This window comes from Arthrobacter sp. P1_C12_2, assembly GCF_056406415.1.
On sequence record NZ_JBFUAF010000003.1, the window covers coordinates 20,305 to 34,602 of the forward strand.

Annotated in this window: 10 protein-coding genes; 7 read left to right on the plus strand and 3 right to left on the minus strand. The window is 69.4% G+C overall.

All coding sequences use genetic code 11. From position 1 onward, the window contains the following. Positions 1–56: 56 nt before the first annotated feature. Positions 57–1,796, plus strand: a complete 1,740-nt coding sequence (locus tag AC1DZQ_RS04810; protein WP_476962434.1) for a phospho-sugar mutase — start codon at positions 57–59, stop codon at positions 1,794–1,796. Here the strand turns inward: AC1DZQ_RS04810 and nirD are convergent. After that, the gene (gene nirD / locus AC1DZQ_RS04815) at positions 1,793–2,197 is read right to left on the minus strand and encodes a nitrite reductase small subunit NirD (protein ID WP_476962435.1); all 405 of its coding nucleotides are present in this window, start codon (positions 2,195–2,197) and stop codon (positions 1,793–1,795) included. The genes AC1DZQ_RS04810 and nirD overlap by 4 nt on opposite strands. A gap of 256 nt (positions 2,198–2,453) precedes the next feature. Here nirD and nirB point away from each other — a divergent pair, with 256 nt between their 5' ends. The 6 genes from nirB to AC1DZQ_RS04845 all read left to right on the plus strand — a co-directional run bounded on the left by nirB (position 2,454) and on the right by AC1DZQ_RS04845 (position 9,639). Further along, on the plus strand, positions 2,454–5,135 hold the full coding sequence (gene nirB, locus AC1DZQ_RS04820) for a nitrite reductase large subunit NirB (protein ID WP_476962436.1): 2,682 nt from the start codon (positions 2,454–2,456) through the stop codon (positions 5,133–5,135). Positions 5,136–5,137: 2 nt separating this feature from the next. Next, on the plus strand, positions 5,138–6,172 hold the full coding sequence (gene cobA / locus AC1DZQ_RS04825; protein ID WP_476962437.1) for a uroporphyrinogen-III C-methyltransferase: 1,035 nt from the start codon (positions 5,138–5,140) through the stop codon (positions 6,170–6,172). Positions 6,173–6,231: 59 nt separating this feature from the next. Continuing rightward, positions 6,232–7,404 carry a uroporphyrinogen-III synthase gene (locus tag AC1DZQ_RS04830; RefSeq protein WP_476962608.1) on the plus strand — a complete coding sequence of 391 codons (1,173 nt, stop codon included), beginning with the start codon at positions 6,232–6,234 and terminating at the stop codon, positions 7,402–7,404. A gap of 196 nt (positions 7,405–7,600) precedes the next feature. Further along, positions 7,601–8,500: an FAD-dependent oxidoreductase gene (locus AC1DZQ_RS04835; protein ID WP_476962609.1), complete on the plus strand. Its 900-nt coding sequence runs from the start codon at positions 7,601–7,603 to the stop codon at positions 8,498–8,500. A gap of 160 nt (positions 8,501–8,660) precedes the next feature. Beyond that, positions 8,661–9,359 (plus strand): deoxyribose-phosphate aldolase, encoded by a 699-nt coding sequence (gene deoC, locus AC1DZQ_RS04840; RefSeq protein WP_476962438.1) that lies wholly within the window; start codon positions 8,661–8,663, stop codon positions 9,357–9,359. A gap of 55 nt (positions 9,360–9,414) precedes the next feature. After that, complete coding sequence (locus tag AC1DZQ_RS04845) at positions 9,415–9,639, plus strand: hypothetical protein (RefSeq protein WP_476962439.1); 225 nt, start codon at positions 9,415–9,417, stop codon at positions 9,637–9,639. Positions 9,640–9,726: 87 nt separating this feature from the next. Here AC1DZQ_RS04845 and AC1DZQ_RS04850 read toward each other — a convergent pair whose 3' ends face one another. Together AC1DZQ_RS04850 and mfd are read right to left on the minus strand one after the other, a co-directional pair. Next, positions 9,727–10,557 carry a metal-dependent hydrolase gene (locus AC1DZQ_RS04850; protein ID WP_476962440.1) on the minus strand — a complete coding sequence of 277 codons (831 nt, stop codon included), beginning with the start codon at positions 10,555–10,557 and terminating at the stop codon, positions 9,727–9,729. A gap of 4 nt (positions 10,558–10,561) precedes the next feature. After that, on the minus strand, positions 10,562–14,236 hold the full coding sequence (mfd, locus tag AC1DZQ_RS04855) for a transcription-repair coupling factor (protein ID WP_476962441.1): 3,675 nt from the start codon (positions 14,234–14,236) through the stop codon (positions 10,562–10,564). Positions 14,237–14,298 lie beyond the last annotated feature (62 nt).

Genomic DNA, 14,298 nt, shown 5'->3' on the forward strand with positions numbered 1-14,298 from the left:
CCGAACTCTCGATTATCTGGGCAGGAATCGCCCACGATTGGCGATAGTTTGGTTCCATGACGTCTTCTGATGCCGAACTCGCCCGACTCCTGAGCGATGCCCGCGATTGGGCAAGCCAGGACCCGGACCCCGCCACCGCCGCCGCCCTCTCCGAGCTGGTCCGCCTCACTGATGGGGGCGTCGCCGCGGCCCGCCAGGAGCTGGCCGACAGCTTCAGCGGTACCCTCGAGTTCGGCACCGCCGGACTGCGGGCCGCCCTCGGCCCGGGACCGAACCGGATGAACCGCGTAGTGGTCCGCCGCGCCGCCGCCGGCTTCACCGCCTTCCTCACCAACGCCGTCGGGCAGGCCTCCCCCGGCACCCGGCCGCGCGCCGTCGTCGGCTACGACGCCCGCTACAACTCCGACATTTTCGCCGAGGAAACCGCCGCGATCCTCACCGCGGCCGGTGTTGAGACCTTCCTGATGCCGGCTGCGCTGCCCACCCCGTTGCTCGCGTACGCCGTGCGGGCGCTGGACTGCGACGGCGGCGTCATGGTCACCGCCAGCCACAACCCGCCGCAGGACAACGGCTACAAGGTGTACCTCGGCCGTCACGCGGTTGAGGAAAGCGGCCGCGGCGCCCAGATCGTGGCACCCTACGATGCCCTGATAGCGGCGAAGATCGACGCCGTCGGCGCCCTGGACTCAATCGTTCTGGCCGCGGACGGGTGGACCGTGCTGGAGCCCTCGATCGCGACCGACTACCAGGGCGCCGTCGCGGCCCTGGCGGTTCCGGAGCACTTCCCGGCCCGCGGGCTGAAGATCGTCCTGACCCCCATGCACGGCGTGGGCGGGGAAACGGCCGTGGCGGTGCTGAACGCCGCCGGATTCGACGACGTCACGCTCGTCACGGAACAGGCGCAGCCGGATCCGGACTTCCCCACGGTGAACTTCCCCAACCCGGAGGAGCCCGGGGCACTGGACCTGGCCCTCGAGGCGGCGACGCGCGAGGACGCCGACATCGTGATCGCCAACGATCCCGACGCCGACCGGGCAGCCGTGGCGGCGAAAGACCCGGCCACCGGCGCGTGGCGTATGCTGCGCGGCGACGAGGTAGGCGCCCTGCTCGGCGCCCACGTCGTGGCGCGGCAGGCCGCCGGTGGCGAAGCGCCGGCCGGCGTGTTCGCCAACTCGATCGTGTCGTCCCGGCTGCTGGCGCGGATCGCGGCCGCGGCAGGCTATGCGCACGAGGAAACCCTGACCGGCTTCAAGTGGATTGCCCGGGTGCCTGGGCTGGTCTACGGCTACGAGGAGGCGCTGGGCTATTGCGTTGCCCCGTCGCTGGTGCGCGACAAGGACGGCATTTCGGCCGCGGTCCTCATCGCCGAACTCGCGGCGGCCGCAAAAGCCGAGGGCAAGACCATCTTTGACACCCTGGACGAGCTCTACTTGGTGCACGGGCTGCATGCGGGCGACCAGCTCAGCATCCGGGTGGCGGACCTCGGCCTGCTCGACGCGATGATGAACCGGCTACGCGTGAGCCCGCCGGATTCGTTCGGCGGCTCCGGCGTCGAGGCCGTCACGGACCTGGCCGAGGGCAGCGAACTCCTCCCGCCCACCGAAGGCCTGCTGTACCTGACCCGGGACCTCAGCCGCGTCATCATCCGTCCCAGCGGCACGGAACCGAAGCTCAAGTGCTACCTGGAAGTCATCCGCAGCGTCGGCTCGGCCGCCGAGCTTCCGGCAGCCCGGGACGAAGCCCGCGCGGCTCTGGACGGCGTCCTGGCGGACGTCCGCGAGGCTCTGGGCCTCTAGAGCTGCACCTCAATGTACCCGCCCACAATCCGGGTACCGAAGGTGGCGAGGCGGAGTTCCGGGTTGCCGAGGCATTCCCCGGTGGCGAGGTCGTAGACCTCCTTGTGCAACGGTGATGCCACGGTGGCCCGGTCCCCGCGCGACCCGGTGATGCCGCGGGCCATGACATTTGCCCCGGTGGCCGGGTCTTCCTGCGCGACGGCGAAAACCTCACCGGAGACGGTGCGGAACAGGGCCACCTGGCGGCCGGCAATCAGTGCCGCCTCGCCCCAGGCGGGTTCCAGGTCGGCCACGGCGCACACCCGGTGCCAGCCGGCTGCGGATCCAACAGCCTGCCCCGCGGCCTGAGCCTCAATGTCGTGCAGTGCGTCGTCTACGGCGGTTTCAAGTACGGCGGTCATCCCGGCCCCTCTCTGATACATCCCTTACGGGCTCAACCGCTGCTGCGGCCACATATTCAAGCTAGGCCCGCGGTGTTTCATCCGGACGCGCCGGATGTGTCCGGCGCGTAAAAGGGAGCTCACACGCCAGGAAATGCATTCGTGATGCAGAAGTTAAGATCACGAAACATAAGGGAAACTGAAGCGAAATTCCGGTTGCCTAGTCTGGGACGACAAGCTGCAGAGCACCGTCTGTGGCCCATGCGAAAGGCCCACCGTGACCGGACACCCCTCAAGCCACCCGAACCAGGACGCAGCCAGCGCCGCCCCGCGCCGTATTGTGGTGGCCGGCGGCGGCCCCGCAGCGCACCGTTTCGCCGATGCCATGCATGCCCGCGGCCTCGATGGCTGGCACGTTACAGTCCTCACCGAGGAAGCCCACCTCCCCTACGACCGCGTCGCGCTGAGCAAGGCACTCACCGACAGCGACGTCGACCTCACCCTGGGCAGCGCCTCCATGTGGGACCACACGGCCCTGAATCTTCAGACCGGCGAGCGCGTCATCAGCATCGACGCCGCCGGCAAGACGGTCCGGACCGCGGCGGGAACCGTCTATCCCTATGACGAGCTTGTAGTCGCGACGGGCTCGGACGCGGCCCGTTTGCCCATCCCGGGCGCCGAACTCACCCACGTGTACCGCACCCTTGAGGACGTCTGGTCCATCAACAAGGCGATCGCGGACCTCACCGCGAAGCTGGGCCGCAAGGTCACCGCAGTCACCATCGGCGGCGGTCTGCTGGGCCTGGAATCAGCCGCCGGCACCGAACAGCTCGGCGCCACCCCGATCGTCATCAACGGCTCGCCGTGGCTCATGAACACCCAGCTGGACGAGGGTGCCGGACAGGCGCTCGGCCGGCTGATCGAGGCCAAGGGCTTCACCGTCCACGGCGGGGTGTTCCCCTCCGAGGTCCTCTCCGACGACGACGGTCAGGTCACCGGCGTCCTCATGGCCGACGGCCGGATCATCGACGCCGACCTCGTGATCGTCGCGATCGGTGTGCGGCCCCGCGACGAGCTGTTCCGGGCTGCGGAGGGCGAGGAGCCGAAGTTCCAGCTCGGCCAGCGCGGCGGCGTCGTCATCTCCGACGACTGCTCCACGGAGGTTCCCGGCATCTGGGCGATCGGCGAGGTCGCCAACTTCGGCGGCATGTGCCTGGGCCTCGTGGCCCCGGCCAACACGATGGCCGAAATCGTCGCGGACCGGCTGCACGGCGGCGACGCAACGTTCCCCGGCTTCGACACGGCCACCAAGCTCAAGCTCTCCGGCGTCGACGTCGCCAGCTTCGGTGACGCCTTCGCCCGCACGGAACACGCGCTCGAGATCGTCTACGCCGATCCCGCCCGCGGCGTCTACCAGAAGATCGTCACCACGGACGATGCCAAGACCCTGCTGGGCGGCATCTTCGTCGGCGACGCCTCCCCCTACACGTCCCTGCGCCCCATGCTGGGCCGCGAACTGGCAGCCGAGCCCGGCGCCTACCTCACTGCGGCCGGCGGCGGCGACGCCCCGGAGACCGAACTGCCGGACGACGCCATTCTGTGTTCCTGCAACAACGTCTCTGCCGGAACCATCCGCGACACCGTCAACGGCTGCGGGGCCTGCGACGGCAACGCGCCCGTCCAGGAACTCGGCGAGCTCAAGGGCTGCACCCGCGCCGGGACCAGCTGCGGTTCCTGCGTGCCGATGCTCAAGAAGCTGCTCGAGACCGAACTGACCAAGTCCGGCGTCGAGGTCTCCAAGGCCCTGTGCGAGCACATCGAGCTGTCCCGCCAGGAACTCTTCGACGCCATCCGTGTCCTGGAACTGACTTCCTTCGAGGAGATCATGGCCAAGTACGGCACCGGGGCCGGCTGCGATATCTGCAAGCCGACCATCGCCAACATCCTGGCCAGCCAGAACAGCGCGTACGTCCTGGACGCCGGCCGCGGCACCCTCCAGGACACTAACGACCGCGCCCTGGCCAACATGCAGAAGGACGGCACCTACTCGGTGGTTCCGCGGATCGCCGGCGGCGAGATCACCCCGAAGAAACTCGGCGTGATCGCCGCGGTCGCCGAGCAATACGGCCTCTACACCAAGATCACCGGCGGGCAGCGGATCGACATGTTCGGTGCCCGGCTGGAGCAGCTGCCGGAAATCTGGAAGGTGCTGGTGGACGCCGGCTTCGAATCCGGCCAGGCCTACGGCAAGAGCCTGCGCACGGTGAAGTCCTGCGTCGGCTCCACGTGGTGCCGCTTCGGCGTCCAGGACTCGGTGGCCATGGCCATCGCGCTGGAGCTGCGCTACCGCGGCCTCCGCAGCCCGCACAAGCTGAAGATGGGTGTTTCCGGCTGCGCCCGCGAATGTGCGGAGGCCCGGGGCAAGGACGTCGGCGTCATCGCCACTGCGGACGGCTGGAACCTGTATGTCGGCGGCAATGGCGGGGCCACCCCGGCGCACGCCGAGCTGCTGGCCAAGGACCTCGACGACGAAACCCTGATCAAGTACATCGACCGGTACTTCATGTACTACATCCGTACGGCCGACCGCCTGCAGCGCACCGCGCGCTGGCAAGAAGAGCTCGACGGCGGCATCAAGCACGTCGAGGACGTGGTGGTGCACGACACCCTGGGCATTGCCGAGGACCTGGAAGCCGCCATGGCCAAGCACGTTGACACCTACGTCGACGAGTGGGCCGACACCCTGAAGGATCCCGAGCGCCTCCGCCGCTTCCGCTCCTTCGTCAACGCCCCGGACCAAAAGGACGATTCGATCACCTTCGTCTCCGACGAGCGCGGCCAGATGCGCCCCGCCACGGCGGAGGAGAAGGCGCTGGCCGGTCAGCAGCCAGTCCTGATCGGGGCGTCCATTCCGGTCCGTGCCGCCACCCCGGAACTGCCTGACGAGAACGAGGTATAGCCATGCAGCTCACCATTGACCTCACCGGACGCGAAGTACTGGTCACGGGCGCGGACCACGCCGCGCGCCAGGCCGTGCGGCGCTATGAAGCGGCCGGCGCCGTCGTGTTCCGCCTCAGCACCCCGCAGGGCGCAGGCATGGACGGCCCGCTGCCCGAGCGCCCGTTCCTGGTGGCGGCGGTCGACGACGGCCAGCCCGGCTGGGAGGCCCTCCTGGGCCGGTGCCATGCCACCGGCATTCCGGTGGCGGCCGAGCCCGCTGCCGGCCCGGCGGGCCACGTCACGCTGGTCGGCGGCGGCCCCGGGACCACCGAGCTGCTCACCGTCGCGGCCGTGGCGGCGCTGCGGGACGCCGACGTCGTCTTCTACGACCGGCTCGCACCGTACCAGGACCTGCCGTCCCTGACCTCCGCAGAGCTCGTGGATGTGGGCAAAAAGCCCGGCCACCACAAGGTCAGCCAGGCTGACATTGAAAGGCTCATGGTGGAAAGCGCGCAGGCCGGCAACAACGTGGTCCGCCTCAAGGGCGGGGACCCCTATGTGTTCGGGCGGGGAGGAGAGGAAGTCGCTTCGTGCGTCGCGGCCGGGGTTCCGGTCCGCGTCATCTCCGGAGTCACCAGCGCCATCTCGGTTCCTGCCGCCGCCGGCATCCCGGTCACGCACCGCGAAGTCAGCCATATGTTCACCGTGGTCTCCGGGCATGCCCCGCTGACCGAAAACGAATTAACGCACCTGGCCGGGCTCGGCGGAACCATTGTGGTCCTGATGGGCATCGGCACCCTGCACCACCTCGCAGCCGGGCTCCGCCGGGCCGGGATGCGGGCCGACATGCCGATGGCGGTCGTCGAACGCGGCTACCGCCCGGGCCAGCGCACCACGATCGCCGAGCTGGGCACCATCACCTCCGCGGCCGCGGGCTGCAGCAACCCCGCCGTCCTGGTGATCGGGGATGTTGTCCGGGTGGCCGAGGCAAACCGGGGCTGTGTCGAGGCCACGGCAGAACTCGACCGCCTGGCCGCATCACTGATGGAGGCGTAAGGATTCCCATGAGCGCATTGAACGCCGTCGCCGCAGCCTTCCCGGAGCCCGGCGCACCCCTGTCCCCCTTAGCTCCCCTATTGACCCCCGGAACGCCCGGCGCGCCCGCGCCGGAACCTGCCGACGACGCGACCGAACGGGACCTTCCGTTGGACGGCTTCCGGATCGGCGTCACCTCGCACCGCCGCTCTCAGGACCTCATCGAGGCCCTTGAGCGCCGCGGTGCCGAGGTGCTTCACGCCCCGGCACTGAAGATCGCCCCGGTCCAGGAGGACCTGAGCCTGATCGAGGACACCCGGGCGGTCATCGCCGCCCGGCCAGATCTGTGCATCGCCACCACCGCCTACGGCATGCGCCGCTGGTGCGAGGCCGCGGACACGTTTGGCATTGGCGAGCAGCTGCTGGAGACCCTCTCCGCCACCCGGATGTTCGTCCGCGGGCCCAAGGCCCGCGGCGCCGTGCGTGCCGCCGGGCTCGCCGACGTCGGAATCAGCAGCGACGAAACCACGGCCACACTTGTGGACATGCTCCTGGCCGAGGGCGTGCGGGGCAAGACAGTCGCGGTGCAGCTGCACGGCTACACCGATGTTCGCCAGCTTGAGCGCCTGCGCATGTCCGGCGCCACCGTCCTGACGGTCACCCCGTACCGCTGGGTCAAGCCCGACGGCGCCGACCGGCTGCCCAAGCTCATCGAAGCCGCGTGCAGCGGGAACCTCGATGTCCTGACCTTCACCAGCGCTCCCGCCGTGGACGCCATGTGGAGCACGGCGCACGAGATGGGCGTCTACAAACAGCTCGTGGAGAGTCTGAAGACCACCGTGGCCACCGCCGTCGTCGGGCCCATCACCGCGCAGCCGCTGCTCGATGCCGGGCTGCACCCGCTGCTCCCGGAACGGTTCCGGATGGGCGCCCTGATCCGGCTGGTCTGCGAGCACCTGGCGCTCAACCACGTCCGCCGGCTCGACACCGTTTCCGGCAGCGTGGAGCTGCGCGGCCGCTCGCTGCGGATCAACGGCGAGCCGGTCGAGATGGCACCGGCCCCCCTGTTGCTGCTGCGCGCGCTGATCGGCGCCGGCGGGGCCGTGCTGTCCCGCGAGGCGCTCTCGGACCTGCTGGAGCTGCGCGGTTCCGTACACGCCCTGGACATGACCGTCAGCCGGCTGCGGTCCGCGCTGCCGGACTCCCGGCTGGTGGAAACCGTGGTGAAGCGCGGCTACCGGATCCGGGTGTAACGGAGGTGTCTGAGCTGTCTCCACGGAGGGTCCGCCGCCGGGTGTGACGCACGGCATTACCGGCCGGTAAATACTGGCGAACGGGCAGGGCAAAAGCGGCAACACCGGGGAAACACCCCGGAAAAATCGGACGCCTACGCTGGGGTTCATCAAGCACACCGGCCACACGATGGCCACCCAGCGAAAGGGCCTGCACATGTCCGCTCCGGCATTGTCTCCCACCTCCACGTCCTCCTCGACAGGCGCTTCGACAGCCGCTGCCGAAACGGCCGCCCGGCCCAGGATCGTCGTCGCCGGCGCCGGCCGGGCCGCCCAGGCGCTCGTCCGGCAGCTCACCCGGACCCCGTTTGCCGGCGCCATCACGGTCCTCAGCAACCGGGACGACGCCCCCGAGGAATTGCTGGAGCTCGCCGTCCTGCCCCAGGTGTCCGTCCGCTTCGGCCAGCCGGCCAGCTATATCGACGCGGAACACCGCCGTGTGACCACCGCCGACGGCATGGAGTTCACCTACGACGAGCTCGTTATCGCCACCGGTTCCGCCCCCGCCGAGGTGCCGGTGGAAGGTGCCGCCCGGTGCCTGAGCTATTCCACGATCGACGACGCCGCCCGGCTGGGCGAGGCCGTCAAGGACGTCACCCGGGTCCTGGGCCGCCGCCCCCTGGGCATCCTGGTCGGCACGGGCTCGGCCGCCGGCCAGGCCGAGGCCGTCCTCCGGGCCCGCGGCGTCCGCCCGGTCCGCACCACCGTCCGTCCCGCCGCCGTCGTTCCCTCCGTCGCCGGGTCCGTCCTGCCGGCGTCCGGCATCGTCTTCGAGGACGGCTCCAGCATGAACGGTGACCTCGTGATCCTCGCCGAGGAGCGCATTGCCCGCGACGAGCTGGCCGCCACGGCCGGGCTTGCCACCGCTGCTGGCGGCGGGATTGTCATCGGCCAGGACTTCCGGACCTCCGTGCCGGGCATCTGGGCGATCGGTGACGCGGCAGCCTACGACGGCGTCCGGCTGGGGCTGCTCGTGGCCTCCGGTTCCGCGGCCTCGGTGTGTGCTTCCCAGCTGCTTCAGGCCACCATGGCCCGGCCCCTGGCGGCCGCCGCCTGAACGTGCGGGGGCGGCCCGGCTGGGGCATCCGCCGGGCACGGTCCTATGGCAAGATGGTTCCCTGATAAGCCGCGCACCGTGCGGCGCCGCCAGGGCCCGCAGGCCCACAAGGCCCGGGAAGGGACCGCCGCGTCCCAGGCCCGCCACGAAAGGGACCACCATGAGCCACGAAGCCGCCACCGCGGGCACGCCCAATATCGCCTCCTACATCGACCACACCCTGCTCAAGCCGGAGGCCAGCGAGGCGGAGATCCTCAAGGTCTGCGCCGAGGCGGCCGAGTACCACTTCAAGTCGGTCTGCGTGAACCCGGTCTGGGTCAAGACCGTCAAGAAAGCGCTCAAGGGCTCCGGCGTCCTGACGTGCTCCGTGGTGGGATTCCCGCTGGGCGCCACGCCGAGCGACGTCAAGGCCTTCGAGGCCCGCGGCGCGGTCCTGGACGGTGCCGAAGAAGTGGACATGGTCATCAACATCGCCGCGGCCCGTGCGAATGACAAGGGCACGCTGGTGGACGACATCGCCGCCGTCGCCGCCGCCGTGCACGAGGGCGGAGCCATCCTGAAGGTCATCATCGAAACGGCACTGCTGGGCGATGACCAGAAGGTGCTCGCCTGCGAGGCCGCGGTGGAGGCAGGGGCCGACTTCGTGAAGACCTCCACGGGCTTCAACGGCGGCGGGGCCACGGCCGAGGACGTTGCTCTCATGCGCCGCACCGTCGGCCCGGACCTGGGCGTCAAGGCCTCCGGTGGCGTGCGTTCCCTGGCCGATGCTCAGGCTATGATTGCTGCAGGTGCAACACGTATTGGCGCCAGCTCCGGCATCGCGATCGTCAAGGGTGAACAGGGTTCGTCCGCGTACTGATCCGCGCCGGGAGCGCCCACAGTTTTGAGAGCCCCCCGGGGCCGAGGAGGAACGAATGTCCAGCAACACCACCCCGTCCCGGCGCGTCGAGAACAGCCTCGGATCCAGCATCGCCCTGTTCGTGCCGATGATGGTCCTGTTCCTCGGTGCGATCTACTCGCTGGCCTTCCTGACGCTGGAGAACGTCTGGCCGATGGCGGTCTGCCTGGTCCTCTTCGCTGCCTCGTTCTGGATCCCGCAGACCCTGCTGGGCCGTTCGGATTCGGCTGGCGAAAACTAGGCTCTGCCTTTTCTTAAATGACTGAAGCTCCGGATCTTCCGGAGCTTCAGTCATTTAACGGGCTTTCGGTCATTGGACCGGCGCGGCCTAGCCGGGCAGCAGCGCGAAGAGGCCCTTGACCAGCCCTGTGCCCAGTGCCAGGGCTGCCGGGAAGTGCGCTTTGGCCACGGCCAGGGCGGCGCCAAACATCCCCACCATGGCGTAGCCGCTCACCGGGATCAGGACGAACCATTCGCGCCGCGAGCCCGCCCGGCCCAGCAGCGGGATGGAGAACGCCCCGTTGGCCCTCCAGATGTTTTTCAGCAGCGGCAGTTTCCGCAGGACCTTCGGCGGCTTGATCACCAGTGGCCAGAGCAGCGGCACTCCCCCGGTGGTGATCATGTCCCCCACGATGTGCACCAGCACCCCGGTGAGCATCGAAACCGGCAACCAGGTCCACTGGTGCGGCGCAAACCACGTCACGAGGCCTGCCATGAGCAGCCCGACGATCCAGTTGCTGATCCAGCCGTATTTCGGAAAGAGTTTCAGGGCCTTCGCGGCGATGTTGATCATGAACATGCACAGCAGGCCGGCCCCGACGGACAGCAGCCCCCACTGGGTCTGCACCTGCCACTGCCCGGCGATCGTGGCCAACAGCACGAAGAACGCCGCGCCCAGCACCGAATGCGTGCCCTGCCGGTGGCCCCCGCTGGCGCTCTCAATGCCGCGCGCTACCAGGTTGGACAGTGGCGGCAGCGCGTGCGCCACCGTGCTGGCGCGGTGGTCCCAGTCGCAGACCAGCGCGGTCCCCGCCGTCGCCATGGCGCCGATCACGATTCCGGCGGGATCCAGGGGGTACCAGCCAAGCGTGTACGGGCCGGTCGAGGCAATGGCTACCCACGCCGCGGCTCCTGACGCGGCGTGATGTCCTCCCATCATTCTTTTATTTCACCGCTAACGGGGCGTCGGAGAAGATGTTGCGGATCACGCCGTTCGCCCACTCCAGGATCTCGGCGTCCTGCAGGTCCCGGCCGCCGATCCTGGCGGTCTTGGGCTTCGGGACGAGCACCGCGTCCAGGGCCGGCTTCGCCTGCGCGCCGGGGTACATCCGGGTCAGGCGCATGAGCTTGGACTCGGGCAGTTGCGCCGGGGAGAACTTGATGAAGTTGCCCTGCAGCGCGACGTCGGACAATCCGGCCTCGCGGGCGCCCACCCGGAACCGGGCGACGTCGATCAGGTTGGTGGCCGGCAGCGGCAGTTCGCCGTAGCGGTCCACGAGTTCCGCGAGGACCTCGTCGATCGCCTCGTAGGTGATGGCGCTGGCGAGTTTGCGGTAGGCCTCCAGGCGCAGCCGTTCGCCCGGCACGTAATCGTGTGGCAGGTGCGCGTTGACCGGCAGTTCGATCTTCATTTCGGCGGCCTTCTCCTCGGCCTCGCCGCGGTATTCGGCGACGGCCTCGCCGACCAGCCGGATGTAGAGGTCGAATCCGACGCCCTGGATGTGGCCGGACTGCTCGCCGCCGAGCAGGTTGCCGGCGCCGCGGATCTCCAGGTCCTTCATGGCCAGCTGCATGCCGGCGCCGAGCTCGTTGTGCGTCGCGACGRCCTTGAGCCGTTCCAGCGCCACCTCGCCGAGCGGCTTTTCCGAGGGGTAGAGGAAGTAGGCGTAGGCGCGTTCCCGGCCGCGGCCCACCCGTCCGCGCAGCTGGTGCAGCTGGGAGAGGCCGTACTTGTCCGCGCCGTCCACGATCAGGGTGTTGGCGTTGGAGATGTCCAGGCCGGTCTCGATGATGGTGGTGCAGACCAGGACGTCGAAGCGCTTTTCCCAGAAGTCCACGATGATCTGTTCCAGCCGGCTCTCGGACATCTGTCCGTGTGCCACTTCCACCCGGGCCTCCGGGACCAGTTCGCGGATCTTTGCCGCGGTGCGGTCGATCGTGGACACCCGGTTGTGGACGAAGAACACCTGTCCTTCGCGCATCAGCTCACGGCGGATCGCGGCGGAGGTCTGCTTGTCCGTGTACGGGCCCACGTACGTGAGTACGGGGTGCCGTTCCTCCGGCGGGGTGGCCAGGGTGGAGGTTTCGCGGATGCCGGTCAGGGACATTTCCAGCGTGCGCGGAATCGGGGTGGCGCTCATGGCCAGGACGTCCACGTTGGTGCGCATCTTTTTCAGCGCCTCCTTGTGTTCGACGCCGAAGCGCTGCTCCTCGTCCACGATCACCAGGCCGAGGTCCTTGAAGCCGAAGTCCTTGGACAGCAGCCGGTGGGTGCCGATCACGACGTCCACGGAACCGCTTTTGACGCCGTCGGCGGTTTCCTTGGCCTCCTTGCCGCTCTGGAAGCGGGACAGCGGCTTGACGACGAGCGGGAAGCCGGAAAACCGCTCGGTGAACGTCTCGTAGTGCTGCTGGGCGAGCAGCGTGGTGGGCACCAGCACGGCGACCTGCTTGCCGTCCTGGACGGCCTTGAACGCGGCCCGGACCGCGATCTCGGTCTTGCCGTAGCCGACGTCGCCGGAGATCAGCCGGTCCATCGGGATCTCGCGCTCCATGTCGGCCTTGACCTCGTTGATGGTGGTCAGCTGGTCCGGGGTCTCCACGTACGGGAAGGCCTCCTCCAGTTCCCGCTGCCACGGGGTGTCCGGGCCGAAGGCATAGCCGCGGGAGGCCATCCGGGCCGAGTACAGCCGGATCAGCTCGCCGGCGATCTCCTTGACCGCCTTGCGGGCCCTGGACTTGGTGCTGGCCCAGTCCGCGCCGCCCATCTTGCTCAGCGCCGGAGTGTCGCCGCCGACGTACCGGGTGACCTGGTCCAGCTGGTCGGTGGGCACGAAGAGCCGGTCGCCCGGGGCTCCGCGCTTGGACGGGGCATATTCCAGGACCAGGTATTCGCGCACTCCTTCGCCGCCACCGGCAACCTTGCGCTGGATCAGCTCCACAAAACGGCCGATGCCGTGCTGTTCGTGCACCACGGAGTCCCCGGCCACGAGCTGGAGCGGATCCACGGCGTTCCGCCGCTTGGACGGCATCCGGCGCATGTCCTTCGTGGAACCGGCGGAGGTCCGGCCCAGCAGGTCGGCCTCGGTCAGCAGCGCCAGCTTGAGCGGATCCAGGACAAAACCGCGGCCGACGGCGGCGGTGGTCACCTCGATCAGCCCGGCCTGCGGGTCCGCCTCGAGGGTGTCGACCCGGGCGCACGGGATGTCGTTGTCGTGGAAGAGTTCGGCGAGGCGCTGCGCCGGGCCGGGGCCCTCGGTGACCACGACGATCCGCCACTGGTCCCGGACGCGGGAGCCGATGAAGTCCATCATTTCCGCCACGTCGCCCTGGTAGCCGCGGGGTTCCCGGGCGTGCAGGTTCAGGACGTCGACGTCGGGCAGCAGCTCTTCGTCGCTGGCCAGCGAGGTAATGGACCACCAGGAGACGCCGTGTTCCAGGGCGGCGGTGCGGGTGTCGGTCAGCGACCGGAAGCTGGCCGAGTGCAGGGCTTCGGACGCCGCGGAACTGAGGTCGAGCGGTGCCGTGCCGCCGTCGGACGCCGTGGACCAGGCCGCCTCGAGGAATTCCTCGTTGGTGGCGGCGAGGTCGTGGGCCCGGGTGCGGACCTTCTCCGGCTCGATCACCACCGCGATGGAACCCGCCGGGAGCTGGTCCAGGAACGGCACCATGGCGTCCACCAGCACGGGGGCCAGCGATTCCATGCCTTCGACGGCGATGCCGCCGGCGATCTTCTCCAGCATGTCCGCGGCGGCCGGGAGCTGGGACTTCAGGGTGGCCGCGCGGGACATGACGGAGGGCGTGATCAGGATTTCGCGGCACGGCGGGGCGTGGAGTTCGGTGGGATGGTGCAGGCCGGGCCCGGTCAGCGAGCGCTGGTCGGCGACGGCGAACCAGCGCATCTGGTCCACCTCGTCGCCAAAGAACTCGACCCGGATGGGGTGGTCCTCGGTGGGCGGGAAGACGTCCAGCATGCCGCCACGGACGGCGAACTCGCCGCGGCGGGTCACCATGTCCACCCGGGCGTAGGCGGCGTCGGCGAGGCTCTTGACGACACCGCTGAAGGGGGCCTCCTGGCCGACCTTCAGGGTGACCGGCACCAGTTCGCCCAGGCCGGCGACGATCGGCTGCACGACGGCGCGGACGGGGGCCACCACGACCCGCAGCGCGCCGGCGGTGGACGATTCGGGGTGCGCGAGCCGCCGGAGCACGGACAGCCGCCGGCCCACGGTGTCCGAGCGCGGGGAGAGCCGCTCATGCGGCAGCGTCTCCCAGCTGGGGAACTCCGCGACGGCGTCGGCCGGCAAGAAGGCGCGCAGGGCCTCGGTCAGGTCCTCGGCCTCGCGGCCGGTCGCGGTGACGGCCAGGACCACGGGCACTCCTGTGCCCGCCCCGACGGGGCCGGTTTCGGCGGAGCCGGCTTCGTTCCCCGCGAGCGTCGCGAGTCCGTCCGCCATTTCCGCGAGCAACGTGGACCGCATTCCGGCCGGGGCGCTGATCTGGTAGTCCTCGCTGCGGGCGGCGAACCCGCGGGCGGCCTCGGCCTGGATCCGGGCGTAATTCCGGTCTTCGGCGAGGACACGGCGCAAACCGGTGAGAGAGGGGCCGTTGAGGCTCATAGCTGTTGCTCCTGATGGGATCACGGGGTGCAGGCAACACGAATAGCCGAAATTCGTGAGAA

What these genes read in the sequence shown, in the direction of transcription:
- AC1DZQ_RS04810 (WP_476962434.1), top strand. Translation starts at nt 57, where the DNA reads ATGACGTCTTCTGATGCCGAACTCGCCCGACTCCTGAGCGATGCCCGC.
- nirD (WP_476962435.1), bottom strand. Translation starts at nt 2,197, where the DNA reads ATGACCGCCGTACTTGAAACCGCCGTAGACGACGCACTGCACGACATT.
- cobA (WP_476962437.1), top strand. Translation starts at nt 5,138, where the DNA reads ATGCAGCTCACCATTGACCTCACCGGACGCGAAGTACTGGTCACGGGC.
- AC1DZQ_RS04835 (WP_476962609.1), top strand. Translation starts at nt 7,601, where the DNA reads ATGTCCGCTCCGGCATTGTCTCCCACCTCCACGTCCTCCTCGACAGGC.
- deoC (WP_476962438.1), top strand. Translation starts at nt 8,661, where the DNA reads ATGAGCCACGAAGCCGCCACCGCGGGCACGCCCAATATCGCCTCCTAC.
- AC1DZQ_RS04845 (WP_476962439.1), top strand. Translation starts at nt 9,415, where the DNA reads ATGTCCAGCAACACCACCCCGTCCCGGCGCGTCGAGAACAGCCTCGGA.
- AC1DZQ_RS04850 (WP_476962440.1), bottom strand. Translation starts at nt 10,557, where the DNA reads ATGATGGGAGGACATCACGCCGCGTCAGGAGCCGCGGCGTGGGTAGCC.